This window comes from Marinobacter sp. MBR-105, assembly GCF_053628895.1.
Genome location: NZ_JBRJHG010000007.1, coordinates 138,710 through 164,721 on the forward strand (window position 1 = coordinate 138,710; position 26,012 = coordinate 164,721).

At 61.1% G+C, this 26,012-nt stretch carries 20 protein-coding genes; 14 read left to right on the forward strand and 6 right to left on the reverse strand.

Annotated features, from left to right (window positions below; translation table 11 throughout):
• Positions 1–26: 26 nt before the first annotated feature.
• From ACSSVV_RS10180 to hrpB, 3 genes are all read left to right on the forward strand, one after another.
• Complete coding sequence (locus ACSSVV_RS10180) at positions 27–683, forward strand: SCO family protein (RefSeq protein WP_023008106.1); 657 nt, start codon at positions 27–29, stop codon at positions 681–683.
• Positions 684–765: 82 nt separating this feature from the next.
• Entirely contained in the window at positions 766–1,968 is a 1,203-nt protein-coding gene (locus tag ACSSVV_RS10185; RefSeq protein WP_023008105.1) for a YbfB/YjiJ family MFS transporter, read from the forward strand.
• A 43-nt stretch (positions 1,969–2,011) separates the two neighbouring features.
• Positions 2,012–4,486 carry an ATP-dependent helicase HrpB gene (gene hrpB, locus ACSSVV_RS10190; RefSeq protein ID WP_454106191.1) on the forward strand — a complete coding sequence of 825 codons (2,475 nt, stop codon included), beginning with the start codon at positions 2,012–2,014 and terminating at the stop codon, positions 4,484–4,486.
• Here hrpB and ACSSVV_RS10195 read toward each other — a convergent pair.
• Positions 4,440–5,318 (reverse strand): translation initiation factor eIF-2B, encoded by an 879-nt coding sequence (locus ACSSVV_RS10195; protein WP_022991802.1) that lies wholly within the window; start codon positions 5,316–5,318, stop codon positions 4,440–4,442. The two genes, hrpB and ACSSVV_RS10195, sit on opposite strands and share 47 nt — an antisense overlap.
• Before the next feature lie 54 nt (positions 5,319–5,372).
• Entirely contained in the window at positions 5,373–5,738 is a 366-nt protein-coding gene (locus ACSSVV_RS10200; protein WP_022991803.1) for a DUF6746 family protein, read from the reverse strand.
• A 153-nt stretch (positions 5,739–5,891) separates the two neighbouring features.
• Here ACSSVV_RS10200 and ACSSVV_RS10205 point away from each other — a divergent pair, with 153 nt between their 5' ends.
• A complete protein-coding gene (locus tag ACSSVV_RS10205; RefSeq protein WP_011783656.1) occupies positions 5,892–6,710 on the forward strand; it encodes an ATP-grasp domain-containing protein in 819 nt (272 codons plus the stop codon).
• A gap of 169 nt (positions 6,711–6,879) precedes the next feature.
• Positions 6,880–8,055, forward strand: a complete 1,176-nt coding sequence (locus ACSSVV_RS10210; protein ID WP_023008100.1) for a type III PLP-dependent enzyme — start codon at positions 6,880–6,882, stop codon at positions 8,053–8,055.
• 30 nt (positions 8,056–8,085) lie between these two features.
• Here ACSSVV_RS10210 and ACSSVV_RS10215 read toward each other — a convergent pair whose 3' ends face one another.
• From ACSSVV_RS10215 to ACSSVV_RS10230, 4 genes are read right to left on the reverse strand one after another with little or no spacing between them, the layout of a single operon-like run.
• Positions 8,086–9,288 (reverse strand): MFS transporter, encoded by a 1,203-nt coding sequence (locus tag ACSSVV_RS10215; protein WP_022991805.1) that lies wholly within the window; start codon positions 9,286–9,288, stop codon positions 8,086–8,088.
• 11 nt (positions 9,289–9,299) lie between these two features.
• A complete protein-coding gene (locus tag ACSSVV_RS10220; protein ID WP_022991806.1) occupies positions 9,300–9,695 on the reverse strand; it encodes an ectoine synthase in 396 nt (131 codons plus the stop codon).
• A 50-nt stretch (positions 9,696–9,745) separates the two neighbouring features.
• Positions 9,746–11,176, reverse strand: a complete 1,431-nt coding sequence (locus ACSSVV_RS10225; RefSeq protein WP_022991807.1) for a GTPase/DUF3482 domain-containing protein — start codon at positions 11,174–11,176, stop codon at positions 9,746–9,748.
• Entirely contained in the window at positions 11,173–12,585 is a 1,413-nt protein-coding gene (locus tag ACSSVV_RS10230) for a DUF2868 domain-containing protein (RefSeq protein WP_454106192.1), read from the reverse strand. Before ACSSVV_RS10230 ends, ACSSVV_RS10225 begins: the two co-directional genes overlap by 4 nt.
• A gap of 87 nt (positions 12,586–12,672) precedes the next feature.
• Here ACSSVV_RS10230 and ACSSVV_RS10235 point away from each other — a divergent pair, with 87 nt between their 5' ends.
• The 9 genes from ACSSVV_RS10235 to ACSSVV_RS10275 all read left to right on the forward strand — a co-directional run bounded on the left by ACSSVV_RS10235 (position 12,673) and on the right by ACSSVV_RS10275 (position 25,982).
• Positions 12,673–13,035 carry a DUF6164 family protein gene (locus ACSSVV_RS10235; RefSeq protein ID WP_022991809.1) on the forward strand — a complete coding sequence of 121 codons (363 nt, stop codon included), beginning with the start codon at positions 12,673–12,675 and terminating at the stop codon, positions 13,033–13,035.
• 253 nt (positions 13,036–13,288) lie between these two features.
• Positions 13,289–15,391, forward strand: coding sequence for a 3-hydroxybutyrate oligomer hydrolase family protein (locus ACSSVV_RS10240; protein WP_454106193.1), 2,103 nt, complete (start codon positions 13,289–13,291; stop codon positions 15,389–15,391).
• A gap of 103 nt (positions 15,392–15,494) precedes the next feature.
• Complete coding sequence (locus tag ACSSVV_RS10245) at positions 15,495–16,940, forward strand: sigma-54 interaction domain-containing protein (RefSeq protein WP_454106194.1); 1,446 nt, start codon at positions 15,495–15,497, stop codon at positions 16,938–16,940.
• A 322-nt stretch (positions 16,941–17,262) separates the two neighbouring features.
• A complete protein-coding gene (locus tag ACSSVV_RS10250) occupies positions 17,263–18,348 on the forward strand; it encodes a TRAP transporter substrate-binding protein (RefSeq protein WP_454106195.1) in 1,086 nt (361 codons plus the stop codon).
• A gap of 78 nt (positions 18,349–18,426) precedes the next feature.
• A complete protein-coding gene (locus ACSSVV_RS10255) occupies positions 18,427–19,044 on the forward strand; it encodes a TRAP transporter small permease subunit (protein ID WP_113879435.1) in 618 nt (205 codons plus the stop codon).
• Positions 19,045–19,061: 17 nt separating this feature from the next.
• Positions 19,062–20,432, forward strand: coding sequence for a TRAP transporter large permease (locus ACSSVV_RS10260; RefSeq protein ID WP_224850682.1), 1,371 nt, complete (start codon positions 19,062–19,064; stop codon positions 20,430–20,432).
• Between the two features lie 56 nt (positions 20,433–20,488).
• Complete coding sequence (locus tag ACSSVV_RS10265) at positions 20,489–21,268, forward strand: 3-hydroxybutyrate dehydrogenase (protein ID WP_199452049.1); 780 nt, start codon at positions 20,489–20,491, stop codon at positions 21,266–21,268.
• Positions 21,269–21,284: 16 nt separating this feature from the next.
• The gene (locus ACSSVV_RS10270) at positions 21,285–23,273 is read left to right on the forward strand and encodes an acetoacetate--CoA ligase (protein WP_023008092.1); all 1,989 of its coding nucleotides are present in this window, start codon (positions 21,285–21,287) and stop codon (positions 23,271–23,273) included.
• A 465-nt stretch (positions 23,274–23,738) separates the two neighbouring features.
• Complete coding sequence (locus ACSSVV_RS10275) at positions 23,739–25,982, forward strand: NADP-dependent isocitrate dehydrogenase (RefSeq protein ID WP_011783670.1); 2,244 nt, start codon at positions 23,739–23,741, stop codon at positions 25,980–25,982.
• Positions 25,983–26,012 lie beyond the last annotated feature (30 nt).

Consider the following 26,012-nt stretch of genomic DNA (forward strand, 5'->3'; position numbering starts at 1 on the left):
GGGGTTAAGCCTGGTTGGGAGACCCTATGGGGCGGTCGATTCGAATCACGTTGTTTGTTCTGTTGTTGCTGGTGGTGCTGGTGTTCGGCCTGACAGTGGGTCGGCAGGTCTTTCTGGTGGGGGGCGAACCGGCACCGGCGCCGGATCTCAGCCAGTACAACGCCTATGTCTACGACCAGCCACGGCCCCTGGTGGAGTTCTCTCTGACCAACGAGGAAGGAGCGACGGTCACCCGGGAAGATCTCCGGGGCCGGTGGACCTTCGTGTTTGTGGGCTATACCAATTGCCCGGACATCTGCCCCGCTGCCATGGCCAATCTGCGCCGTACCGACCAGTTGCTGTCCCCGGAATTACCCCAACCGGACTATCTGCTGGTCTCGGCAGACCCGGAGCACGATACCCCGGCGAAGCTGAAGGCCTATACCGATTTCTTTGGTGAGCATTTCCACGGCCTGACCGGCGATCTGGACACCCTGCGCCAGGTCGCCAAGAGCGTGAGCGCGGTGTTTGTGCACCGGCAGGTGAATGGCGAGTTGCTGGTGGACCACAGCGGGCATTTTGCCTTGCTCAATCCGGACGGCGACGTTCAGGCGCTGATCCAGCCACCCCACAAGCCGGAACAGCTGGCCGAAGCCTTTGAGCGTATCTACCAGTGGGCCAACGCCAATCGCCAGCCAGGCTGAGGCGAAGGTCTCACTGACAAGCATTGGTTAGTCACCTACACTACCCGGTTTCCGTTGATAACCTGACGACCGGGCCTATGCCATGACTTCTGCAAATACCCCCACCCCCAGGCAACTGTTTACGGTTCTGCTCGCCGGTAGCCTGGTGTTGCTGGTTGTCCACGGCCTTGGCCGATTCATCTACACCCCGTTGTTGCCCTACCTGGTGGCCGATAACCAGTTCAACGCGCCGGATGGAGCTGCGGTGGCCACCTGGAACTACCTCGGCTATCTGATGGGGGCAATGCTGGCCATCCGTTGGCACAGAATCGACCAGATCCGGCTGATGTTGCCTCTTTTCCTGGCGGTTCATGTGGTCACCACGCTGATCGTGACCCAGACCGACCAGCTGACGGTGATTTCTGTCACCCGCTGGCTGAACGGTGTGGCGAACGGCGTGGTATTCGTCCAGGCGCCAGCTCTGATTCTGGAGTGGCTGGTAATGCGCAACCGGGCCTCTCTCAGCGGTCTGGTCTATATCGGTGTTGGTGTAGGGCTGCTGGTGTCCAGCGGCCTGGTTACCGGAACCGCCGGCCTGCTGGAGGGCGCGGAGCGCTGGTGGCCGGCTGCCCTGTTGTCGATTCCCCTGGCCTGGTGGGGTGCCATGCAGTTACGGCAACTGGAGGTACCGGTGCGCCAGCATGATGACGCCGGTAAGGCAGTGGTCAATACCCCGTTGCTGGATCGCGCCAGCATCCCGCTGTTTCTGTCCTATGCCGGGGCGGGCCTGGGCTACATCCTGCCCATGACCTTCCTGCCCCTGTTGGCAAAACTGGAACTGCCTGAGGGCCACGCCTTGCTGGACGGGACCTGGGTGATCGTCGCCCTGTTCACCATCCCGGCGCCCTGGCTGTGGAACAAACTGGGGGCCCTGATGGGAGACTTGCCCGCCCTTCGCCTGAATTTTCTGATTCAGCTGGCCGGTGTACTGGCCACCGTGGTCTGGCCTGGCGCCTTGGGCTTGGTGTTGTGTGCCGCCCTGGTCGGCAGCACCTTTCTGGGCACGGTATTGCTGACCCAGCGCATCGGGCGCGCGCTGCATCCGCATCAGGGCCCGCGCCTGTCGGCAGCGATGGTGGCACTGTATGGCTTTACCCAGATGGTCGGCCCCTGGCTGACCAAACAGTGGCTGGATGCGGGAGGCACCCTGGTGTCGGCTTTCGGCATCGGGGTGGCAGCGTTGGCGTTTGGCCTGGTATTCGCGTTCTTCGTGCCCCGGCCTGAAGCCTGGCATGCCCGCTCCTGAGGCATGGTAAACTGCGGCCACATTCCGGCAAGCACCCCGTACCATGCTCCCGATTGATGGCATCCTCCCAGAACTGACCCGCACACTGGCAAAGACCACCACCGCTTTGCTCCAGGCGCCGCCCGGCGCGGGTAAAACCACCCGGGTACCGTTGGCCCTGCTGGATGCGCCCTGGCGCGATGGCCGCAAAATCCTGATGCTCGAACCCCGCCGACTGGCGGCCCGGTCGGCAGCGCGGTATATGGCCCGGCAACTGGGAGAGGCGCCCGGGCAGACGGTGGGCTATCGCACCCGACTGGATACCAGGGTCTCAGGCACCACCCGGATCGAAGTAGTGACCGAGGGTATACTCACCCGCCTGATCCAGACCGACCCCATGCTGGAAGACTATGCCGCTGTTCTGTTTGACGAATTCCATGAGCGTTCCCTGCAGGCCGATCTGGGGCTGGCACTGGTGCGAGAGAGCCAGCAGGCCCTGCGAGAAGACCTGCGCCTTCTGGTGATGTCCGCGACACTGGATACCGCGCCCATTGCCAAGGTGCTGGGGGACGTGCCGGTGATTTCCAGTGAAGGCCGGGCGTTTCCGGTGGATGTCCTTTATCGGCCCTTGTCCCGCAATGCCCGGATGGTGGATCACGTAACGGCGGTGGTGCTGGAGGTCCTGGGAGACCAGGCTGGCTCGGTGCTGGTGTTCCTGCCCGGGGCCGGTGAAATTCGCCGGGTGGCGCAACAGCTGGCCGGACAACTGCCGGCAAACGTGGTGCTGGCAACCTTGTACGGCAACCTCAAGGCTGAAGAACAGGACCGGGCCATCGCACCGGCCCCGGACGGTGCTCGCAAGGTGGTCCTGGCCACTGCCATTGCCGAGACCAGCCTGACCATTGAAGGCGTGCGGGTAGTGGTTGATGCCGGCCAGCAGCGTCGGGCCGTGTTTGATCCCAACAGTGGCATGACTCGCCTGGTCACCAGCCGGGTGTCCAAAGCCTCTGCCGAGCAGCGTAAAGGCCGGGCAGGACGGGTCGAACCGGGCGTGTGCTACCGGTTATGGAGCGAGTCGGAGCAGTTCGGCCTGGCTGACTTCACGCCAGCGGAGATTCAGGAGGCGGACCTGGCACCGCTGGTACTGGAGCTGGCCCAGTGGGGGGCTCGTTCACCGGATCAGGTGGCCTGGATTGATGCGCCGCCGCAAGCCCACTGGCAGCAGGCGGTGGATTTATTGCAGTGGCTGGATTTGCTGGATGCTGACGGTGCTATTACCGATCACGGCAAGGCCGCCCGGGATCTGGGGATGCATCCCCGCCTGGCCCATATGGTTCTCCGGGGCAGGGCCCTGGGATTTGGCCAGCTGACGGCGGAACTGGCGGCATTGCTGGAAGAGCGTGATTTGCTGGGGCCAGGCTCCGGTGCGGATTTGCACGAACGGATCCGGGTGGTACGGGGACAACGGCCACCCCGTGGTCTGGATACGGCCCGGTTACAGGCGGTACGGCAGGCGGCGAAACGGTTGTGCCGGGAGCCGGGGTCACGGAGCGAACCCGTTGCTACCGAGGTGGGCCGGGTTTTAGCCCAGGCCTATCCGGACCGCATTGCCCGTCGCCGTTCGGGCGAGGCACCGCGCTACCAGCTCAGCAATGGCAAGGGGGCGAGCCTGCGGGAACATGATCCGCTGGCCCGGGAGAATTGGCTGGTGGCCGCGGACCTGGACGGTAAGGCCCGGGAGGCGACGATTTATCTGGCGGCGCCAGTGGATCTGGGGGATCTGGAGCAGGACCTGGCTGCGCACATACAAGAACGGGAAGAAGCCCTCTGGGACGACAAGCGGGGCACAGTGGTGGCGCGTCACGTACGCAAGCTTGGCGCCCTGATACTGGCGGAAAAGCCGTTGCAACAGGTGGCCCCCGAACTGATCCAGCAGGGTTTGCTGGATGCCGTCCGTCGCAAAGGACTGGATCGGCTGCCCTGGAACGAGGCCGCCCGCCAGTGGCAGGCCCGGGTGCAGTTACTGGCCACACAGTTCCCCGGTCACTGGCCGGATGTGACGGATTCTGCCCTGCTGGCCGGTGTGGAAAGCTGGTTGGCGCCGTTTATGGCCGGCATGCAGCGGTGGTCGGATCTGGCCCGGCTTGATCTGACATCCGCCCTGAACAGCCTGCTCGATTATCCACAGCAACAAGAACTGGATGAACTGGCTCCGAAAGCTCTGGCCATCCCCACCGGCCAGAAGGTGACGCTGGATTACACGGCCGACAACGGCCCGGTGCTAGCTGCCAAGCTGCAGGCCCTGTTTGGCTGGACTGAAACACCGACGGTGGCGGGCGGCCGGGTGCCCGTGGTAACCCACCTCCTGTCCCCGGCCCAGCGCCCGCTGGCCGTCACGGCAGATCTCGCCAGCTTCTGGCAGAACGCCTATCCACAGGTACGAAAAGAACTCCGGGGCCGCTACCCGAAACACCCCTGGCCGGAAGATCCGCTTACGGCCCAGGCTCAGCAGGGAACGAAAAAACGCCCTGCTCGCTGATTCGTCCACTGATCAGCTGCACCGGAACAGGCTCAAAATAGAGGTTGCGAACGGTAATGTGCTGGCCGGCCGGTGCACCGAGTTGGTTCGCCGCCATTTCTTCCAGTGTGACTTCATCGTGTGGCGCCGTGCTGTCCTTGAAGCTGTCTGCCAGCACCCAGAGCGGTTTTGCCTCGGCCCTGGCCAGCAAGGCCAGCGGATAACTGCCCGCCTTGTTGAGAAAGTGGCCATCGGCCAGCCAGGTGTCACAGCCGCACAGCACTAAGTCCGCCTTCGGAACGAACAGCCCCATCTGGGCATCGGTGATCACCGTCACCGGCACGCCCAGTTCATCCAGTTCACGGGCCAGGGTAAAGCCCTCGTTACCGGGACTACCCTGGGTACAGATTACCGAGAAGTTGCGGCCCTGCTGTACCAGTAAACGGAACACTGCCAGTACCTGGGAGCTACGGCTGTGAGTGAAAATTCTGGCCCGCTCCGGAATCCGTGTCGTGGCGATTTCCGCCACACGTTGGTTGGCGGAGGCAATCTGCTCGAGAACCGAGTCCACCACTGGCAGCGCCTGTTCAGCCGCAGAAGCACCGTCCTGGCTGCCTATTAGGCTCTGACGCACCCGTTCAATGGCATTGGCCAGCGGCACCATGCTGGGACGGGCTCCGGCAAGATCGTTAAGCAGTTTTTTGAGAGTATCCGGGGATACTTCACCCGCGGCCAGCCATTGGCGCAACAGCGTCAGTGCTCTGGTTGCCAGCTGGGCGGCACCGGATTGGTTATCGGTACGTACGGTTTCGACAATCTTGCGGGCCGGGAAATCGGGTTCGGGGGTGCCCATGGCTGGCTCCGGTTAGTCAGCGAGTAATAACCGGAGCTTAGCAGCCCGTGGCCGTTACCGGATGATGGACCGGCTCTTTTCCAGATACACCGCGCCTTGCTCTTTCACGGTATCCGGGGCTGCGTGCTCGGAAGCCTTGTGTACTTTCTCCAGCCGCTCGGCAATGTCTTCCAGCTCATGGTCCAGTTTGCCCAGGGCATTTTCCAGAGTGTAGGTGAGCTGATGGACTTCGTTCATCGCCTCTGGTGTCAGATCACCGGCCAACACCTGCTCAAGCCGGTTGTTGTACTCGGAGAAATTGGCCACCGCCTGTTCCAGGGTTTTCGAGGGTTCGCCTTTGTAGTGATCGTACTCATCATCGGCGAAGGCCGGAAGGGTGAACAGCAGGCTGGCAGCGGCCAGCATCAGGTGTTTTGTCATGGTCAGTTCCTCATTAGTGATAACTAATGCGAATTATTGTCAGTATCATTAACTGTGACCATGAGATCGGTCAATTTACGCATAAAATAACCCTTGCCAGGGTTCCAAAGCTGGATAAAATGCAGCCAATTTTCACTCTGTGCGGCTGTCACCATGCACCTTGTCTCATTCAACGTGTTCCGTACCCTTGGCTTTCCCGACACCACTGTACTGAAGCCCGAGCATTTCCTTCGCCACAAGCCGCTGCTGCAGGAGGCGGACTGGGTGCTGTTCCCGGAATACTGGCAGATCAACGCCCTGGTGCATGGCTTGAAGTGCCGGGTGTTCCCCAGTATCGCCAGTTATCGCATTGGTCACGATAAAGTGGAAATGACCCGCGCCTTTCAGGCCGTGGCGCCGGAACACACACCCTGGACCTTGATTGAAGCCAATGGTCCACAGGAACGTGACATGCTGTGGGACACCATGGCCCTGCCTTTCGTGGCCAAACTACCCAAGGCCAGCATGGGCGAAGGTGTGTGGTTGATCGAGTCCCGGGCCGACTGGCTTAAGTATTGTGATCGCACAGATGTTCTCTACGTGCAGGAATACCTTCCGATTGACCGGGATGTGCGGGTGGTTGTGGTGGGTGATCGAGTGGTGACCGCCTACTGGCGTACCCAGGCGGAGCAGGGGTTCTACAACAACGTCGCCAGGGGTGGCCAGATTGTGACTGGCGATGTGCCAGCGGCGGCTACCGATCTGGCCCTGCGCCTGGCCCGGGAACTGGAAGTAGACCATGCCGGTTTTGATATCGCCCTGGTGGAAGGCTATCCCTATGTGCTGGAATTCAACCGTCTGTTCGGCAATCAGGGCCTGGGTCAGGGCAGTGACCTGAAAGACGCCATACTGGATTATCTGCAGCGCCAGAGCCGGCCCCAGGACCCGGATGGCCCCACTGAGCCAACGCCGTTGTGGCCAGTAGCGGTGTGACACAAAATGCTGTGCCATAGGTCCGGTTTCGGTCGCCGGATTTATGGGTATATATGCGCATTTGCGGTGATCGGAAAAAGGCCCGATGATCGCGCCATTCACGGGTAACACAGCCAGTCTGTGCTACCCTTTTTTATGCCCGTTTACCCTGTGGAGGGACACACCACCCATGATCCAGACGCCTAACGCCGATATCGCCGACTACTACAGTGCCGAGACTTTCAAGCGGATCAAGGACTTTGCCGACGGCAAGGAAACCCCGTTTGTGGTGATCGACACCCAGACCATTGACCGTCAGTACGAAGAGCTGGTGGAAGGGTTTCCTTACGCCAAGGTCTATTATGCGGTGAAGGCCAACCCGGCCCCGCAGATTCTGACCATGCTGCGGGACAAAGGCGCGAATTTTGATATCGCTTCGGTGTATGAACTGGACAAGGTGATGGCCCTGGGTGTGACCGGCGACCGCATCAGTTACGGCAACACCATCAAGAAGGCGAAGGACATTCGCACCTTTTACGAAAAGGGTGTGCGCCTGTATGCCACGGATTCCGAGGCAGACCTGCGCAACATTGCCAAGGCTGCCCCGGGCTCAAAAGTGTATGTGCGTATTCTGACTGAAGGCACCCTGACCGCCGACTGGCCGTTGTCCCGCAAGTTTGGCTGCCAGACCGATATGGCCATGGATCTGCTGATCCTGGCTCGTGATCTGGGCCTGGTGCCCTATGGTGTGTCGTTCCACGTCGGTTCCCAGCAGCGCGAAATCGGTGCCTGGGACGCCGCCCTGAACAAGGTAAAGGTGATTTTCGAGCGCCTTAAGGAAGAAGACGGCATTGAGCTGAAGATGATCAACATGGGCGGTGGTTTCCCGGCCAACTACATTACACGGACCAATGAACTGGGGGTGTATGCGGAGGAGATTGCCCGTTTCCTGCACGAGGACTTTGGTGACGACCTGCCCGAGATCATCATCGAGCCGGGGCGATCGCTGATTTCCAATGCCGGTGTGTTGGTCAGCGAGGTCGTGCTGATTTCACGAAAATCCCGTACCGCCCTGCACCGCTGGGTGTTCACCGATGTCGGCAAGTTTTCCGGGCTGATCGAGACCCTGGACGAGTCCATCAAGTTTCCGATCTGGACCGAGAAGAGCGGTGAAGGTGAGGATTGTGTGATCGCCGGGCCGACCTGTGACAGTGCCGATATCATGTACGAGCATCACAAGTACCCGCTGCCGCTGAATCTGGCGATCGGAGACCGGATGTACTGGCTGTCGACCGGGGCCTATACCACCACCTACAGCGCCATTGAATTCAACGGGTTTCCTCCGTTGAAGGACTACTATATCTGACCGTGAGTTAGTGCAGTATTTCAGGAAGGATCAGCTTTCGGGCTGATCCTTTTTTCGTTTCAGGTCCAGGGTAAACGCCAGAGGCAACACCAGCAGGCTGTAGGCCACCATGGTCATCACTGCATGACGGGTGTCGCCGGTCCAGTCGGCGAGCAGGCCGCCGAGCATGGGTACCGAGAAGGCCATGGTATAGCCCACCAGGAAGGTGCCGGCAGACAGCCGTCCGGTTTCGGCGGAGTTCACCAGTAATGGCGGCAGCGCCACTAGCAGGATCAGCAGAATGCCGGCCACGAAACTCATCAGCGTGGCGCTGGCAATGAACCACCAGCCTTCGAGCACCAGAGTGCCGGCGGTACCGGCAATGCTGAGAACTGCCATGACGACAATGAAGGTACGGCGGCCGACCCAGGCCCGTGCCATTTTCAGCATCACCAGGGACGCAAAGACTTGGGCGATGTTGTACCAGAACAGGGCCTCGGACAGCATGCCGATACGCCCCTGTTGTTCCAGCAGGTTACCCATGTAGGCGTTGAGGCCGAAGAACATGGAGCCGGAAAGCCCCAGCAGCAGGCCCAGGCGCAAGGTGAGCGGGTTTTTCCAGTCGGGCAGCCAGGCGGCTTTGCGTGCGGGCCGGGCCAGGTCCCGTTTGGGCAGAAACAGGGCGGCGGCCACCAGCAGTGCCGGCAGCGACCAGGCCAGCATGGTGGCGCGCCAGCTGTTGTCCAGCAAAGGCATGAGAACCGGCAGGGTAATACCGGCACCGATGAATTCGCCCATGAGCATGCCGTTCATGTATATGGCCGAGCCCAGGGCAATGTGGTGGGGTTCCAGCCAGCGCGGCAGCAGGGCTGGCAGTGCCGGTTGCATCATCGCCACACCCAGGCCCATGACGGCGCTGGCTATCATCAGGGTGAAGGTGTCCGGTACCAGACCACGGCCGGCTGAGCCGATCACCATGATCACCATGGCCAGCGCCAGGGTGTTTCTAGGGCCAATGCGGGAGATGGCCAGTGAACCAGGCATGGCGCCAATGGCCAGCATCAGGATGGGCAGTGTGGTCAGGGCGCCGGTCAATGCCTGGGTCAGGGCCAGCTCATCACCAATGAAGGGCGCCAGCGGCGGGGCCACCAGCACAGGTATACGCAGGTAAACACCGGCCAGCCAAAGCAACACCGCCACCGGCAGCAATCGGGCTGGCGGTGGCGGTGTGGTCGCGGCGGTTTGAAATGCCACGGCGGAGCGAATCAGTCTTCGCTGGTATCCGGCAGGTAAGCACCGTCTTCGTCGTGCACTTCCCGGCCGGTCACCGGCGGGTTGAAGGCGCAGATCAGGCGCATGTCTTCAGTGCCGCCGTACAGGGTGTGACGGTCGTGCTTGTCGAGGGCGTACAGAGTGCCATCGGTGATTTCGTGCACTTCGCCGGTGGCGAGATCCTTGATGCGGCCGTTACCCGCCACGCAGTAAACCGCTTCCAGGTGGTGCTTGTACCAGAAGGTGTGCTCGGAACCGGCCTTGATAATGGTTTCGTGGAAGGAGAAGCCCATGCCATCCTTCTTCAGCAACAGGCGGCGGCTGGTCCACTGCTTGTCGCTGACTTCACGCTCGGTACCGATAATGTCTTGCACTCGTACGATTTTCATTCGCATTCCTCATTTTGTGATGGAATAGCCATACAGTATAAACATGCGGCTCAGGCTCGATTCAACCGCCAGTCGTCGTAAGCGGCCATGGCGCGCTCGATGGCGGCGGCAAAATGTTCCCGCTGCTGATGGGCCAAAGGCCGCTGTTTCCGGCACCGATCAAAGGCTTTCTGGATTTCCCGTCGACTGGTTTTGTCGAGCTGGTCCAGCCAGTGGTGGTCGGCCGGTTCCAACTCCAGCAGGTCTCGCCCGGCGTGGTTCCGCTGGCTGATATGCCACCAGTGATCCACCGCCCGCCCTAACACAACATAGCCGAACTGGCTGTCCTGTACAGGCCCGAAGCTGGCGGTTTTCAGGCCGTCCTTCATGGGCCCGATGCTCAGTGCCGGCAAAACCAGGCGATCGCCATAGAAGTAACTGCCGGCAGCGCCAATCAGCCCCCCGAGCAGGGCGCCAGTGCCCAGCGACGAGCCAAACGTTACGGCATCAATGCCGGCACCACTCACCGCTCCGGCGCCAAAGCCCGCGGTGGCCAGATAGCGCTTGCTTACCGCCCAGTGTTTGCGGGTGTCCTCGGAAAACAGATCGTGCTGGCTGTGCCACTGCAGTTCCGCTTCCTGGCGCCGGATGCGCTGATGCTGGTACAGGTGCTCGATGTCGATCCTGAGGGTCTGTTCCCGCTGGCGTTGGTGCCGGTACCAGCGATCCCGCAGGGTCTCGGCGAGGCTGGCATCGCTGGTTTCGGCGATCTGGTTGAGCGTTAGTGTGCGTCGTTCCTGGTAGGACATCAGGTCTTCCAGGGCTCTGGCAAACAGGCCCGCCGCCTGGAGCCGGCGCTGGCGGCGCTGTTCGGACAGGAACCGGGTGGCCCGTTCCAGCGGTGCTTCCCAGTCCGGTTCCAGCTGGCCGAAAGCCCGTAACAGGCTCAGATGTTGCTCAAACGGGGCGCGAACAGCGTCGAACTTGCGGACAACCTGAAAGAACTGGCCCAGTGCGGCCTGCCAGGTGTTACTGTAATCGTCCTCACCGATACTGTTGATCAGCGCCAGGCTCGGACGCCCGGTCCAGCGCAGAATGGTCATCTCCGCCTCGTGCTCGGCACTGTAGGGAACCGAGCCATCCACCACGTAGATGATCCCGGCGCCTTCCACGATCGGTGCCAGCAACTCACATTCATCGACAAACCGGTCGTCGCCCCGGTGCTGGAGCACAAAAGCCCGCACGGTTTCCGGGTGATCCGAGGCGGAAATGCTGTGGGCTTCCAGCCACTGCAACACACGCCTTGGGCGCTGGAAGCCCGGGGTATCCACCAGGGTGTAGAGTTTCCGGCCGTCAACGGTCAGCGGATAATCCTGCCGGGCCCGGGTGGTACCGGGTTCCAGGGCAATGGCGATGGCATCGTTCTGGGACAGGGTGGCGACGACACTGGATTTGCCCTTGTTAGGGTGGCCGACCACGGCGAATACCGGAGCTTTGGTCATGGCTGTGCCCTCCCGGCCAGATAGGGGTTGGGCTCGCTGGTCGGTGGCAAGGCCACCGAAGCAAAGCCCGGAGCCAGGCGTTCTGTAAACCGAAGCCAGGGCTGAACCAGGTGGGCCTGCGGTGGCTGGTTCGGATCGCTTGCCAGCGGAAGCAGGGTTACCCGGCTATTCGAGGGCCAGCGCTCCCGGGCGGTCTCCAGAAAATCGTGCAGCTCGCCGGTGGGCGGCTCCCAACTGCGGGTGACGACAATGACTGCCGGATGTTCCTGGCCGGCCAGATGGACGCTTACTTGTGCCAGTACGTCTTCATCCTGGGCCAGACTGGCCCGGCCTCCGGCCCGGAAAATTCGGCAATCCGGTGCCTGCAGGCGTTGGGGCAACTCCGGTTCGCCGGCACCGGCCCAGCAGATCATCAGCGGGGTGTCCGGCAGTTGGTCTGGCTGGGCCCGGGTGCGGGTGTCTGGCAGGTCGGCAGCATCGTTGTGGCTGCTACCGGTATCCAGGGTGGCGGTTTCCATCCGGTATAACAGAGCCTTCATGCCGGGATGGCCGGCCAGCAGCCGAGTGGCACGACGGCGTAGCAGGCTTTGGCTGAGAACCAGCAACAGCACGCGCGGTATCACCGTCCAGGTCAGCCATAACATAACCACGAAGGGCCACCACTGGCCCCAGCGTGAAGGCTCGACTCCGGTTGTGACAGGAGCGGCGCGAAAGAACCGGGTTACTTCCACCAGCTCCAGGGATGGCACGGCGGAAGGCCACAACCAGGACCAGGGCGCCGCCAGGGCGCTGACCAAATGGTGGTAGCCGGAAGCGGCGGTATCCAGAGTGGTGCTCCAGCCAAAGGCCAGGTCCTGGACCACCACCATGATCAGCAGCGTGGCCAGGCCGGCAAGACCAAAAGCAACGCCGCCGGCGTGGGCCGCCCGCGCCATCAGTAGTGGCTGGAGCCGGGCCCGGGTCGGGCTGGCGTGGTCCAGGTGCAGACGTTTCAGCAACCAGCGCCAGGGTTGCCAGCCGACTATGGCCTGTACCGTGGTGGCCAGTGCCAGCAGCAACTGGAACAGCACAAAGGTCAGAATCACGGTGATGTTGATGCGCTGGCCGCTGTCATAGAACAGTAGACCCAGCATGGTCACGATGCCCATCAGGCAACCGGCACCTGTGAAGCCGCTGGTTGCCCGGCGCCAGAGTTTCAGTTCCCGACGGCCAGCCGTCATGGTGCCGCCGGGGCCGGACAGTCGATCCATGTGTGCCAGCCAGCGCGAAGGGCTGGGCTTTATTCCCTGCTGTTCGCAGTCCAGAGCAAAGCGCCGATCCCGGCGGTGGAGAAAGGCGGGGGGCTGATCCCTGTCCCGCTGGATGCGGTCGTCAAAATCCAGCAGCAGACGAAGGGGGTTCGGGCTCATTCAGTGTCCTGATGCAAGTTCGGTCGTGGGTGCTTTGCTGTTAGCATATAGGCAATTACGATCCTGATACCAGCCAATGGACGCGCCATGCCCCATCACCTGATGAATCTGCGCCATGTACCCGACGACGAGGCCGACGAGATCCGGGCTCTGTTTGAGGAGCATGGGGTGCGCTACTACGAGACCCCGCCCAGCCGCTGGGGCATCAGCATGGGCGGCTTCTGGGTTCACGATGCGGAGGAGGCGGCCCGCGCGAAGGCGTTGCTGGATGAGTATCAGCGCCAGCGTTTCGAGAGGCAGCGCCAGGCCTATGAGCAAGGCCTGGCCCGCGGCGAAATCGGTGGTATCGGCTCCATGTTTCGACGCTATCCGCTGCGGACTCTGGCGGCCTGCCTGGCCATCGCTGCAATTGCGGCAATCAGCTTGCTGCCCTTTGTCCGAATAGGCTAGTTTCGCTGCCCGTTGTCTGGTTTTTCAGACAGTGTTCGGTCTGCCGGACAGTCTGCGGCCAGCGGCGGTCCTGCATGCGTGCCATGCCATTGCACGCGCAACCGCTGTCCGGAATTCCGGAATAGCCCCCTCTCAAGTGCCAGTAATTTTTGATTTTTCTAAATATATTCATGGTCTTGTCCGGTTGGCACAGGATCCGCATGGGCCGTGGCGCCCATGGGGCCGATTCAACAACAACAAACAAGGACCGACCATGAAACGAATGATGCTCTGCACCCTGATAGGTGCTGCCACGGTAACGCTCACTGCCTGCAAGAAGGACGAGGTGTTCAACTCCTTGCCTGATTTCCTGGTGAGCGATGTCCAGCAGTTTGCTTACGATGGCAATACCGATGATCTTCTTACCGCTGGCCTGGGGCCGGAGGGGCTGGCCAGTGCCACACCACCGGCGTTTGTCGATGCCCTGAATCCGACACCGGCGGAGTTGCGCCGGCTGGCCATCTACAACAATTACCGGGCACTGGTGGATACCGCTCCCGGCGGAGGTTATGGCAGCCTGTTTGGCCCGGCCGTGGGTAACGCCAGTGGCCGAATTCCGGGCCAGGAATTCATTGCCCTGATGCAGGTGCCGGGCGCCACTGTGCCGGTGACGGTAATGGCCCAGGTGCCCGACAGCTTTGATCCGGATTTTCCGTGCATGGTAACCGCGCCCTCCTCGGGTTCCCGCGGGATCTACGGCGCCATTGGCACCGCCGGGGAGTGGGGCCTGAAAAAGGGCTGCGCAGTGGTTTATACCGATAAAGGCACCGGTACCGGCGCCCATAACCTCGCCACAAACACCGCCCAGTCCGTGAACGGAACACTCACCATGGAACCTGAAGAAGCCTTGTTCCGGGCAGATCTGGACGCTCAGAGCCGGGATGATTTCAATAGCCAGTGGCCGGATCGCTTCGCCTGGAAACACGCCCATTCCAAACAGAACCCGGAGGCAGACTGGGGCCGGCATGTGTTGCAATCCATTGAGTTCGGCTTCTATGTGCTGAACACACTCCATGGCCGGGAACTGGGTAATGGTGAAACTCTCCGGACCATCAACCCGAGGAACACCCTGGTGATTGCCTCCAGTGTTTCCAACGGCGGCGGAGCCTCGGTGCGGGCGGCGGAACAGGACGAGAAAGGCCTGATTGATGGTGTGGCGGTGTCTGAGCCCAATGTGAATCCGGTTGTGGACCGGAGTTTCAGCATTCGTCAGGGCAATGGCCCTGCACTGACGGAACACAGCCGCAGCCTGCTGGATTACACCACCGCGCTGGCGGTGTACCAGGGTTGTGCCAACCAGGCCCCCGGCATCCGCGATCTTGCCCCCCTGAACGGCGTGTTCAATCCGCCGGTGACTGGCCAGAACATCTGCCATTCCCTGTTCAACAAGGGGCTGGTGTCGGGTGCTACTCAGGATGACTGGGCCCTCGATGCGCAACGGATCCTGAACGAGGACTTCGGGGTGCAGCCGGAGCAGAACCTGCTGGCGCCGGTGCATTTTGGCCTGGCGGTCGCCCAGAGCATTGCCATGACCTACGCCAATGCCTACGGCCGCGCGGGTGTTGAAGATCGGGTGTGTGGCCTGAGCCTGGCGGCGACCGGCAGTGCCGGTGCGGTGGTGCCACTGGCGCCTGCGGCCGAGGCGGCGCTGTTTGCAGCGAGTAACGGCATTCCGCCCTCTGCCGGTGTCAATCTGGTCTACGACAATGCCGAGGGCCAGCCCACGAACCTCGCCGTTAGCGCTTCGCCCAGTTCCAGCCAGGTGGATTACGGTCTGGACGCCCTGTTGTGCCTCAGAAGTCTTGCCGAAGGCAGGGATGTGGTTACCGGCGAGCCCCTCGAGGGCGCCCAGGCCGAGCTGCACGAAGCCATTAGCCGCGGCATTTCAGCGGTGCGGGCCAGCGGAGACCTGCAGCGCAAGCCGACGGTGTTTGTCACCGGACGGGCCGATGCCATCCTGCCCATTAACCACACCTCCCGACCCTATGTCGGCCTGAACCAGGCAGTGGAAGGCCGGCACAGCAATCTGCGTTATTACGAAATCCTCAACGCCCATCACCTGGACGTGCTCAACGGCTTTCCGGGCATCGGTGACCGCTATGTGCCGTTGCATCACTACTACTTCCAGGCGCTGGATCTGGTGTGGGCCCATCTCACCGACAAGCAGCCGCTGCCGCCCAGTCAGGTGGTGCGCACGGTGCCCCGGGGCAGCCTGACCACGCCCCTGACCCTGGCGAACCTGCCGCCCATTCAATCCGAACCGGCGGAAGCGGACCGGATTGTCTTCACCGGTAACCAGTTGCAGATCCCGGACTGATTACCGACGGTTGAAATGCCACCTTTGGAGGTTTGCCCCCGCACAGGGGGCTTCCTATACTCCCGTGACGGCGTCCGGAAATCCGGACGCCCAAGGATTGCCCATGAAACCATCCCTACCCGTGAGCACGCGGACTATGAGCGAGTTGTTTACCAACAAGAACAAGAGCGGCCTGACCCGTGATCTGATCGAAGCCCTGTTCCCGATGTTTGAGGAAGCCAGCGCCGGTGCCATTGCGGTTGACCGGGATGCCAATATCACCTGGATCAACAGCAGTTATTCTCAGCTGCTGGGTCTGGTGGACCCCTCCCACGCCATTGGCAAACCGGTACGAAAGGTGATTCCGCAGACCCGCATGCCCGAGGTGGTGGAAACCGGGAAGCCCCTGCTGCTGGACATCATGGAACACAATAAGCAGCAACTGGTGGTGACGCGGCTGCCGTATTACGACGACCAGGGCGGTATTGTCGGTGCCGTGGCTTTCGTGCTTTACGACGATCTGCAACCGCTGACGCCGCTGGTGTCCAAATACCGGCGCCTGCACCGGGATCTGGCGGCGGCCCGCAAGGCACTGGCGAAGAAAAGTCGGGGCACCCGCTACAGTCTGGGTGATTTTGTCGGTGGCAGTCCGGCGGCCCTCGAAGTGAAACGCCGGGCGCGACTGGCGGCAGGCCGGGACATGCCGGTGCTGCTGCTGGGGGAGACCGGCACTGGCAAAGAGGTGCTGGCCCAGGCTATCCATGCGGTGTCTCCCAGGGCAGATAAGCCCTTTGTTGGTGTGAACGTGGCGGCGGTGCCGGAAAACCTGCTGGAGGCGGAGTTCTTCGGTGTCGCCCCGGGCGCTTACACCGGCGCCGACCGGCGTACCCGGGAGGGCAAGTTCCAGCTTGCCAACGGGGGCACGCTGTTTCTGGATGAGGTGGGGGATATGCCGCTGCCTTTGCAGGCCAAGCTGTTGCGGGCATTGCAGGAAGGCGAGATCGAGGCCCTGGGCTCGAACAAAGTAACGACGGTGGATGTGCGGGTGATTGCTGCCACCAGTCGCAACCTGGAGGCCATGATTGCCGAAGGCAGCTTTCGTTCAGATCTCTATTACCGGCTGAATGTGCTGGAGATCAATATCCCGCCCCTGCGGGACCGATTGGCCGATCTGGGCGTGCTGTGTGAAGCCCTGCTGGGTGAAATCTGTGAGGGCCAGGACATGCGTGGCGAAATTACCGATGCCGGCGTCGCGGCCCTGGGCAGTTACGACTGGCCGGGCAACATCCGGGAATTGCGCAACGTGCTGGAGCGGGCCCTGACCATGAGCGAAGACGGTGACCTGCTGGATGCCGATGCCATCTTCAAAGTATTACCCCGTGCTGGCCAGCGTCTGGTCTCTCCGGTTCCCGCCCGCTCTGTGCGGCCGCTGGCCCGCATTGTGGCTGAGGCCGAAGCCCAGGCCATTGAAGAGGCCCTGGTGACCTGCCGTGGCAACCGGACCAAGGCCGCCCGGCTGCTGGGGATTTCCCGTTCCGTGCTCTACGAGAAGTTGGCCAGATTGTCCTGATTTCCGGACGGCTGTCCCGTTATCCGTACAATCACCCAAGACTATTGTCGATGAGTGTCCGGATTGCCGGACATCTGCCTTGGCTCCAGAACTGCCGAAAATATCTATCCGTATGAAATAAAAGGCATTATCGGCTGTGGCACGGTGTCTGCTATAACCTGTTTGCAGGACGTCAGAACAACGTAAGAAAACAAAGCTGGCGCAAACTCGTTGGACCCGACCCAAAGTCAGCTATGGTTTCCTGCGTTGTCTGATCAATTTCAGACGTAGCCCGCCGGCAAGAACCGGTGGCTGTACGACAACAACAAAAAGGATCCATTTCATGTCGATCAAGCATAAGCTTTCAAAACTGGCCTACGGTATTAGCGCTGCTGCTGTCATCACCGGTGGCTTGGCCAGCGCAGATGCCGTGGCTGCAGAGAAGGTTCGCTGGCAGGTTCCCTTGGCGTTTCCATCCCATCTGGTGGGTCTGACTACACCGGTCAAGCACCTTACCGAGAATCTCAAGAGTATCTCCGGTGGCGATATCCAGCTGCGTTATTACGAGCCGGGCGAACTGGTGCCGCCGTTCGAAATCATGGACGCCGTTGGCAGTGGCAAATACCCCGCCGGTTACACCTGGGTCGGCTATGACCAGGGCACCATTGCTTCGTTGCCGCTGTATTCCGGTGCACCTTTCAACATGGAGCCACCGGCGTATCTGGCCTGGTACTACGAGGGCGATGGCCGCGAGCTGCTGGAAGAAATCTACGCGGAACGCAACATCCACCCGATGCTGTGCTCCATCATCGGGCCGGAAGGCGCTGGCTGGTTCGCGCAGCCCATCGAGGGCATGGACGACTTTGACGGCCTGAAGATCCGCTTTGCCGGCATTGGCGGCAAGGTCCTGGAGAAGCTGGGCGCATCGGTAACCATGGTGCCGGGTGGCGAGATCTACCAGGCCCTGGAGCGCAAGACCATTGATGCCACCGAGTTCTCCCAGCCGGCCATCGACAAGATGCTGGGCCTGGATCAGATCATCAAGAACTACATCATGCCTGGCTGGCACCAGACCCTGACCACCTCTCACCTGCTGGTCAACAAGGACACTTGGGACAAGCTGGAGCCACAAACCCGTGCCCTCATCGAAATGGGCTGTGAGTCGGCCACGCTCAAGGGCTTTGCCGAAAGCGAGTGGGCCCAGCCAACCGCCCTGCGTGACTATGAGAAGGAAGGTGTGACCGCCCAGACCCTGCCAGAGCCTGTCCTGCGAGAGCTGCAGAAGGTCACCAACGAAGTACTGGACGAAATCGCCGCCAAGGACGAAATGTTCAAGCGCGTTCTCACCAGCCAGCGTGAGTTCATGGAACATCACTCCATCTGGCACTCCAAGGGCTACCTGCCCCGGGATTTCTACCAGTACGACTGATCAGCGGATGATGATCATGGCAGGCGGCGTTGATGCCGCCTGCATTCCCTCTCTGCATCCGGACTATTCGAGGTTGTTGTGACTGATACCAATGTCTCCGGGGGTGAGCAGTCCCCGGCACCGGGCGAGGATTTTCTGCCCACCAATGCTTTGGCCTGGCGACTGGATCGCCTGGTGGTGGCGGTCGGCCGGCTTGCCTCCTGGCTGTGGATCGGCGTACTGGTGGTGGTGCTTATCAACGTGTTTTCACGATACGTGCTGTCCCAGGGCTCCATTGCACTGGAAGAGCTGTCCTGGCACCTGTTCGGCACTGCCACCATGCTGACCCTGGGCTACGCCGTAGTGCGTGATGACCATGTGCGGGTCGACGTGCTGAAAGAAAAGTTCCCGCCCAGGGCCCAGGCCGTCATTGAATTGCTGGGTATTGCCCTGCTTGCGCTGCCGGTGATCTACCTGATGGTGGAAGTGCTGGTGCCCTACGCCTGGAAGGCGTGGATCTATGAGGAGCGCTCCCAGGCGCCGAGCGGTCTGCCGTACCGATTCATTTTCAAGAGCATGCTGCCGCTAGGGCTGATCTTCGTGATGATTGCGTTGTTCTCCCGATTCCTGCGTTGCACCACGTACCTGTTCGGGTTTCCCCGGGCCGTAACTCCCCCAGCCGACGATCGCCGGTCCACCGGCCATCCTAATCCCTGAATCACGAGGCAGACGTCATGGGTGTAGAAGCGATTCTTGTTATCGCCATGTTCGCCAGCTTCATGGTGCTCCTGCTGCTGGGGTTCCCGGTAGCCTGGTCACTGGCGGGTATTGGTCTTGTGTTCGCCATTGTCGGACACGTGATGGTGGAGTATTTCGACTCCCCGCTCTGGTTTACCTGGCAAGGCACCATGGGGGTGCTGGATGCCAGAATCTACGGCATTGTCGCCAATGAATTGATGGTGGCGCTGCCGATGTTCATTTTCATGGGCATCATGCTGGACCGCTCCGGCATTGCCGAGAAACTGATGCACAGCCTGGTGCGGGTGCTTGGCCCGCTGCGTGGCGGTTATGCCATCACCGTGGTGATTGTCGGCGTGCTGCTGGCCGCCTCCACCGGTATTGTCGGGGCCTCCGTGGTATTGCTGGGCATGTTGTCCCTGGGGCCGATGATGCAGGCCAACTACAACAAATCCCTGGCGGTAGGCACGGCCTGTTCCGTGGGCACTCTGGGTATCCTGGTGCCGCCTAGCATCATGCTGGTGCTGATGGCGGATCGCCTGGGCACCTCGGATGCCTCGGTTGGCAAGCTGTTCATGGGCGCGCTGATTCCGGGCATCATGCTCGGGGCCATGTACATCCTGTACATTCTCATAGCGTCGTTCCTGAAAAAAGACCTGGCGCCCGCGCCGAAGAACCGGCAGCCGCTGGACGCCCGGGCCTGGCTGGATGTGCTGAGAGCGGTGCTGCCACCGATGGCCCTGATCATTGCGGTACTGGGTTCGATTTTCTTCGGCATTGCCACTACCACAGAAGCCTCGGCGGTGGGTGCCGGTGGCGCCATGTTGATGGCCTTTGTCAGCAAGCGGCTGGACATGGCCACCCTGAAAGAATCCCTGTACCAGACCAGCCGCACCTCGGCCTTTATCTTCGGCATCTTTATCGGTGCCACGGTGTTTGCGTCGGTGCTGCGTGGCCTGGGTGGTGACGAGGTGATTGAAAGCGCCATTACCGGGCTGCCTTTCGGTACCACCGGGGTCCTGCTGACGGTGCTGTTCATCACCTTCCTGCTCGGTTTCTTCCTGGACTGGGTGGAAATCACCCTGATCATCCTGCCGCTGGTGGCGCCGGTGCTGTTCAAGATGGGCGTGGAGCCGGTGTGGTTTGCCATCATGTTCGCCATCTGCCTGCAGACCTCGTTCCTGACGCCACCGGTGGGTTTCTCACTGTTCTACATCAAGGGCGTGTGCCCGCCGGGCATCACCACACGGCATATCTATCTGGGCGTGCTTCCGTTTATTGCCCTGCAGTTGCTGGCGTTGGTCCTGGTGTTCTGGTTTGAGCCGCTGGCTACCTGGCTGCCCAACGAGGTATACGGAGGGGGCTGACCGGCCCTCTCTCCGGATTCCAATAACAATTCCAATCCTGAAAGGAGACTGTGACCATGCGTCTTCACAATCAAGTTGCCCTGATTACCGGCGCTGGCCGGGGCATTGGCCGCGCCATTGCTGAACATTACGCCCGTGAAGGGGCCCGGGTGGCGGTGGCAGACCTGACCCTCGAAAGTGCCGCCGACACCGTGGCTGCCATTGAACAGGCCGGCGGCACGGCCCTGGCCCTGGCCATGGATGTCACCGACGAACAGGCGGTCGACCAGGGCGTGGCCAGCATTGTTGAACAATGGGGCAGGCTTGATGTTGCCCTGGCCAATGCCGGTATCCAGCACATCGACCCGGTGCACAAGCTGGCCTACGCCGACTGGAGCAAGGTGATGAACGTGCACCTGGACGGTGCCTTCCTGGTGACCCGGGCGGCCCTGCGCCAGATGTACGCCCAAGGTGGGGGTACTATGCTCTATATGGGCTCGGTACACTCGGTGGAAGCGTCGCCCCTGAAAGCGCCCTACGTCGCCGCCAAGCACGGCATGCTGGGCCTGTGCCGGGCGGTGGCGAAAGAAGGTGCGGAGCACGGGGTGCGCAGCAACATTATCTGCCCCGGCTTTGTACGGACACCGCTGGTGGACAAGCAGATACCGGAGCAGGCCAAAGAGCTGGGCATTTCCGAAGAAGAAGTGATCAGCAAGGTCATGCTCAAGAACACCGTGGACGGGAAGTTCACCACCCTGGAAGACGTATCAGAACTGGCGGTGCATCTGGCAGCCTTCCCGTCCGCTGCCCTGACCGGCCAGTCGATCGTGGTCAGCCACGGCTGGCATATGCAGTAATTTTCTGGAGAGACGGATGAGCAACACAGAACAATCACCGGTTGTCTGGACCCCGGACCAGGACACCCTCACCCGTTCCCGCATGGGCCAGTTCACGGCCTGGCTGGAGCAACAGGGCTTTGGCCCCTTTGATGATTACCACGCCCTGCACCAGTGGTCGATTACCGAACTGGACACCTTCTGGCAGAAAGTCTGGGACTACTGCGGCCTGGTCTGCGAGACACCGGCCAAACGGGTACTTGGCAACCGGGAAATGCCCGGGGCGGAATGGTTCCCGGGCATGAAGCTGAATTTTGCCGCCAACCTGCTGCGGCTGGCGGACGGCGATCATTCTGACAAAGAAGCCGTGGTGGCCTACTGCGAAACCCGCCCGGTACTGCGCAAGACCTACGCCGAACTGAAAGCCGACGCCGGCGCTCTGGAAGCCTTCCTGCGCAGCAAGGGCATTACCAAGGGCGACCGGGTGGCGGGTGTGGTCACCAATGGCTACGAAGCCCTGGTGGGTATGCTGGCGGCTACCAGCCTGGGCGCGATCTGGAGCTCCGCGTCACCGGACTTCGGCATCGGCGCCATCAACGACCGCTTCGGCCAGATCGAGCCCTCAGCCCTGATTGTGGTCAACGGCTACGGTTATGGCGGCAAAGTGTTCGCGCGCCAGGACGACTTTGCCGAGCTGATCGCGGGCCTGCCCTCCCTGAAGGTGGTGGTCAGCATTGCCCAACTGCCCGATGAAGCACCGATCCCCGGCGAACTGGTTACCACCTGGGATGATGCCCTGAAGGTCGGTGAAGGCGAGGCGCCCTCGTTCACCCCGGTTGATCCGGACCATCCGGTGTACATCCTCTATTCTTCCGGCACCACCGGCAAACCCAAGTGCATCGTGCACGGTACTGCCGGCTTGCTGGTTAACCACGCCAAGGAACTGATGCTCCATGGTGATGTTGGCCCGGAAGACCGCTTCCTGTACTTCACCACCTGCGGCTGGATGATGTGGAACTGGCAGGCCTCTGCCCTGATGACCGGCGCCGCCGTGATCACCGTCGACGGCTCCCCGGGTTACCCGAGTCTGAATTTCCTGTGGGAAACCGTAGCGAAAGAACGGGTCACCCACTACGGCACCAGCGCCCGTTTCATCGCCGGCTGCCGCAAAGCTGAACTGCAACCGGCGAAAACCCTGGACCAGAGCCACCTGCGCGTGGTGTTCTCCACCGGCTCCCCGCTGTTGCCGGAAGACTACGACTGGATCTATACCGACGGTGCTCCCAACGTATTGCTGGGCTCCATCGCCGGCGGCACCGACATCTGCGGCTGTTTTGTGGGATCAACACCACTGTTACCGGTGCGAAGAGGTGAAATCCAGTGCCGCTTCCTGGGCGTGGACGCGGTCGCCTACGGCGACGACGGCCAGCCGGTCAGCGAAGGCCGGGGCGAACTGGTCTGCCGCCAGCCACTGCCCTCGATGCCTGTCAGCTTCTGGCAGGACCCGGACGGCGAACGCTACAAAGACGCCTACTTCAACACCTTCCCCGGCGTCTGGGCCCACGGCGACTTCATCGAATTCACCGAACACGGCGGCGCCATCATCTACGGCCGCTCCGACGCCACCCTCAACCCTGGCGGCGTGCGCATCGGCACCGCCGAAATCTACCGTCAGGTGGAAACCGTTGACGCGGTTAAAGACAGCCTCGTGGTCGGACGCCAGATCGACGGCGACGTGGAAGTGGTGCTGTTCGTGGTTCCGGCCGAAGGCCAGAACGTCACCGACGACCTGGTCAAAACCCTGAAAACCCGAATCCGAGAAGGTGCCAGCCCCCGACATGTGCCCAAACACATTGTCGAGGTGCCGGACATTCCCTACACCCGTAGCGGCAAAAAAGTGGAACTCGCGGTGGCCCGGCTGATCAACGGCTCCAGGAAAGCCGACAACCGGGATGCACTGGGCAACCCGGAAGCGCTGGACCGGATTCGGGAACGTTTGGCGCAAGCAGGGTTGTTGCCCGACTGATTCTGGATAAAGGGGAATGTGAAGTGTGCCGATATGGGCTGTTTTGTCGACAAAACAGCCCATATTTGCGAACTCTGCGACGATGAAATTGGACTACCCGTACATCGTTTGGGCGTGGCAGGGGGAGAGCTTTCCAAAACCTTGCGGAGCCATGGATGGCGGAGCAGAGCGTACAGGGAGGTATTCACAGCGTGTTTTGGAAAGCTCTCCCCCTCTCACGCTTACCCCTTACCTGATAAATGTTAGAAAGTTTCGTAAATTCCTGCCATTTCATCGTCCTGTCACGGAAGATCAGGCATTTTAAGTCCGTTCTTATACTAAGATCGTAACCAAAATTTTGTAAAAAATGCTATCTTAGTAGGTCTATCAAAAGTTCCGAATCAGTCACTGGCCCGACCGGACGTTCACAAGACGCCCGACCGCGCCATGACCGTCCTGAACCCACCCAATAGCCTGAGGACGAAAATGACATCATCCAAAGCCAAGATTGTCTACACGTTGACCGACGAGGCTCCCGCCCTCGCCACCCGGTCACTGCTTCCCATCCTGGAAACCTTCGCCAAGCCGGCTGGCATCGATTTCGAAACCAGCGACATCTCTCTCGCGGCGCGTATTCTGGCAGGCTTCCCGGACTACCTTGAGGAAGACCAGCGGGTTCCGGATGCCCTGGCTGAATTGGGTGAGTACACCAAGGATCCGGACGCCAACATCATCAAACTGCCGAACATCTCCGCCTCCATTCCTCAGCTGCGTGCCGCGATCAAAGAACTGAACGAGCAAGGCTACAAGGTGCCCGAGTACAAGGAGCACCCGGAGACCGACGAAGAGAAAGAAATCCACGCCCGTTACAGCAAGGTGCTGGGCAGTGCCGTTAACCCGGTACTGCGTGAAGGTAACTCCGATCGTCGCGCGCCGGCCGCGGTCAAGGCCTTCGCACGTAAGTACCCGCACACCATGGGCGAATGGAGCCCGGCTTCGCGTACCCACGTGGCGCACATGCGCGGTGGTGACTTTTACTCCAGCGAGCAGTCCGTGACCCTGGATAAGGCCACCAACGCCCGCATCGTGTTCGAGAACAAAAAGGGCGAGCAGACCGTTCTGAAATCCGACCTGCCGCTGCAGGAAGGCGAAGTGCTCGACGGCATGTTCATGAGCAAGAAGGCGCTGGTGAAGTTCTTTGAGGACGCCATCGCCGACTGTGAGAACACCGGCGTGATGTTCTCCCTGCACGTGAAAGCCACCATGATGAAAATCTCCCACCCGATCGTGTTCGGTCACGCGGTGAAGGTTTTCTACAAGGAACTGTTCGACAAGTACGGTGAGCTGTTCCAGGAAATCGGTGTTAACCCGAACAACGGCCTGTCGTCCGTGATCGAGAAGATCAAGCAATTGCCGGAATCCAAGCAGGAGCAGATTCAGGAAGACCTGCACGCGTGCTACGAGCACCGTCCGGAAATCGCCATGGTCGATTCTGTTAAAGGGATCACCAACCTGCACGTGCCGAGTGACGTCATTGTCGACGCCTCCATGCCGGCGATGATCCGTAACTCCGGCAAGATGTGGGCCCGTGATGGCAAGCTGAAGGACACCAAGGCGGTGATGCCGGAGTCCACCTACGCCACCATCTACCAGGAAGTGATCAACTTCTGTAAGACCCACGGCGCGTTTGACCCCACCACCATGGGTACCGTTCCGAACGTGGGCCTGATGGCGCAGAAAGCCGAAGAGTACGGCTCTCACGACAAGACCTTCGAAATGAAGGAAGACGGTGTCGTGCGCGTTGTGGCCGAAGACGGCACTGTCCTGACCGAGCACAAGGTTGAGGAAGGCGATATCTGGCGCGCCTGCCAGACCAAGGATCTGCCGATCCGCGACTGGGTCAAGCTGGCGGTTAACCGTTCCCGCTCCAGCGGCATGCCGGCCGTATTCTGGCTGGACGATGAGCGTGCCCACGATGCCCAACTGATCAAGAAGGTCAAAACCTACCTGGCTGAACTGGACACCGAAGGCCTGGACATTCGCATCATGTCTCCGGTTCGCGCCATTCGCTGGACCATGGAGCGTCTGATTCGCGGCCTGGACACCATCTCTGTCACCGGCAACGTGCTGCGTGACTACCTGACCGACCTGTTCCCGATCCTGGAGCTGGGCACCAGCGCCAAGATGCTGTCCATCGTGCCGCTGCTGAACGGCGGTGGTCTGTATGAGACCGGTGCCGGCGGTTCCGCACCCAAGCACGTACAGCAGCTGATTCAGGAAAACCACCTGCGCTGGGATTCCCTGGGTGAGTTCCTGGCCACCGCGGTGTCGCTGGACGAGCTGGGCGAGAAGCAGAACAACGAGCGTGCCCGCCTGCTGGGCCAGACCATGGACAAGGCCACCGAGCGACTGCTGGAAAACAACCAGTCTCCGTCGCGGGTAACCGGCGAGCTGGACAACCGTGGTTCCCACTTCCACCTGGCCCGCTACTGGGCGGAAGAGCTCTCCAAACAGGATGAAGACAAGGAACTGAAAGAATTCTTCACCAAGCTGTCTGCCCAGTTGGAGGAGAACAAGGACAAGATCCTGGAAGAAATGACCGTGGTGCAGGGCCATCCGGCCGATATCGGTGGTTACTACCACCCGCCCATGGAGAAGGTGTGCGAGGTCATGCAGCCGAGCGCCACGTTCAACAAGATCCTGGCCGAGGCACGGGATTCCGTGAAGTAAGGCCAGTGTTTCAGCCGGGCCATGGGCCCG

Coding starts and splice junctions, on each gene's coding strand:
- ACSSVV_RS10185 (WP_023008105.1), top strand. CDS start 766: ATGACTTCTGCAAATACCCCCACCCCCAGGCAACTGTTTACGGTTCTG.
- ACSSVV_RS10230 (WP_454106192.1), bottom strand. CDS start 12,585: ATGAGCCCGAACCCCCTTCGTCTGCTGCTGGATTTTGACGACCGCATC.
- ACSSVV_RS10275 (WP_011783670.1), top strand. CDS start 23,739: ATGACATCATCCAAAGCCAAGATTGTCTACACGTTGACCGACGAGGCT.
- ACSSVV_RS10245 (WP_454106194.1), top strand. CDS start 15,495: ATGAAACCATCCCTACCCGTGAGCACGCGGACTATGAGCGAGTTGTTT.
- ACSSVV_RS10265 (WP_199452049.1), top strand. CDS start 20,489: ATGCGTCTTCACAATCAAGTTGCCCTGATTACCGGCGCTGGCCGGGGC.
- ACSSVV_RS10225 (WP_022991807.1), bottom strand. CDS start 11,176: ATGACCAAAGCTCCGGTATTCGCCGTGGTCGGCCACCCTAACAAGGGC.
- ACSSVV_RS10270 (WP_023008092.1), top strand. CDS start 21,285: ATGAGCAACACAGAACAATCACCGGTTGTCTGGACCCCGGACCAGGAC.
- ACSSVV_RS10195 (WP_022991802.1), bottom strand. CDS start 5,318: ATGGGCACCCCCGAACCCGATTTCCCGGCCCGCAAGATTGTCGAAACC.
- ACSSVV_RS10250 (WP_454106195.1), top strand. CDS start 17,263: ATGTCGATCAAGCATAAGCTTTCAAAACTGGCCTACGGTATTAGCGCT.
- ACSSVV_RS10220 (WP_022991806.1), bottom strand. CDS start 9,695: ATGAAAATCGTACGAGTGCAAGACATTATCGGTACCGAGCGTGAAGTC.
- hrpB (WP_454106191.1), top strand. CDS start 2,012: ATGCTCCCGATTGATGGCATCCTCCCAGAACTGACCCGCACACTGGCA.
- ACSSVV_RS10260 (WP_224850682.1), top strand. CDS start 19,062: ATGGGTGTAGAAGCGATTCTTGTTATCGCCATGTTCGCCAGCTTCATG.
- ACSSVV_RS10200 (WP_022991803.1), bottom strand. CDS start 5,738: ATGACAAAACACCTGATGCTGGCCGCTGCCAGCCTGCTGTTCACCCTT.
- ACSSVV_RS10180 (WP_023008106.1), top strand. CDS start 27: ATGGGGCGGTCGATTCGAATCACGTTGTTTGTTCTGTTGTTGCTGGTG.
- ACSSVV_RS10205 (WP_011783656.1), top strand. CDS start 5,892: ATGCACCTTGTCTCATTCAACGTGTTCCGTACCCTTGGCTTTCCCGAC.
- ACSSVV_RS10210 (WP_023008100.1), top strand. CDS start 6,880: ATGATCCAGACGCCTAACGCCGATATCGCCGACTACTACAGTGCCGAG.
- ACSSVV_RS10240 (WP_454106193.1), top strand. CDS start 13,289: ATGAAACGAATGATGCTCTGCACCCTGATAGGTGCTGCCACGGTAACG.
- ACSSVV_RS10235 (WP_022991809.1), top strand. CDS start 12,673: ATGCCCCATCACCTGATGAATCTGCGCCATGTACCCGACGACGAGGCC.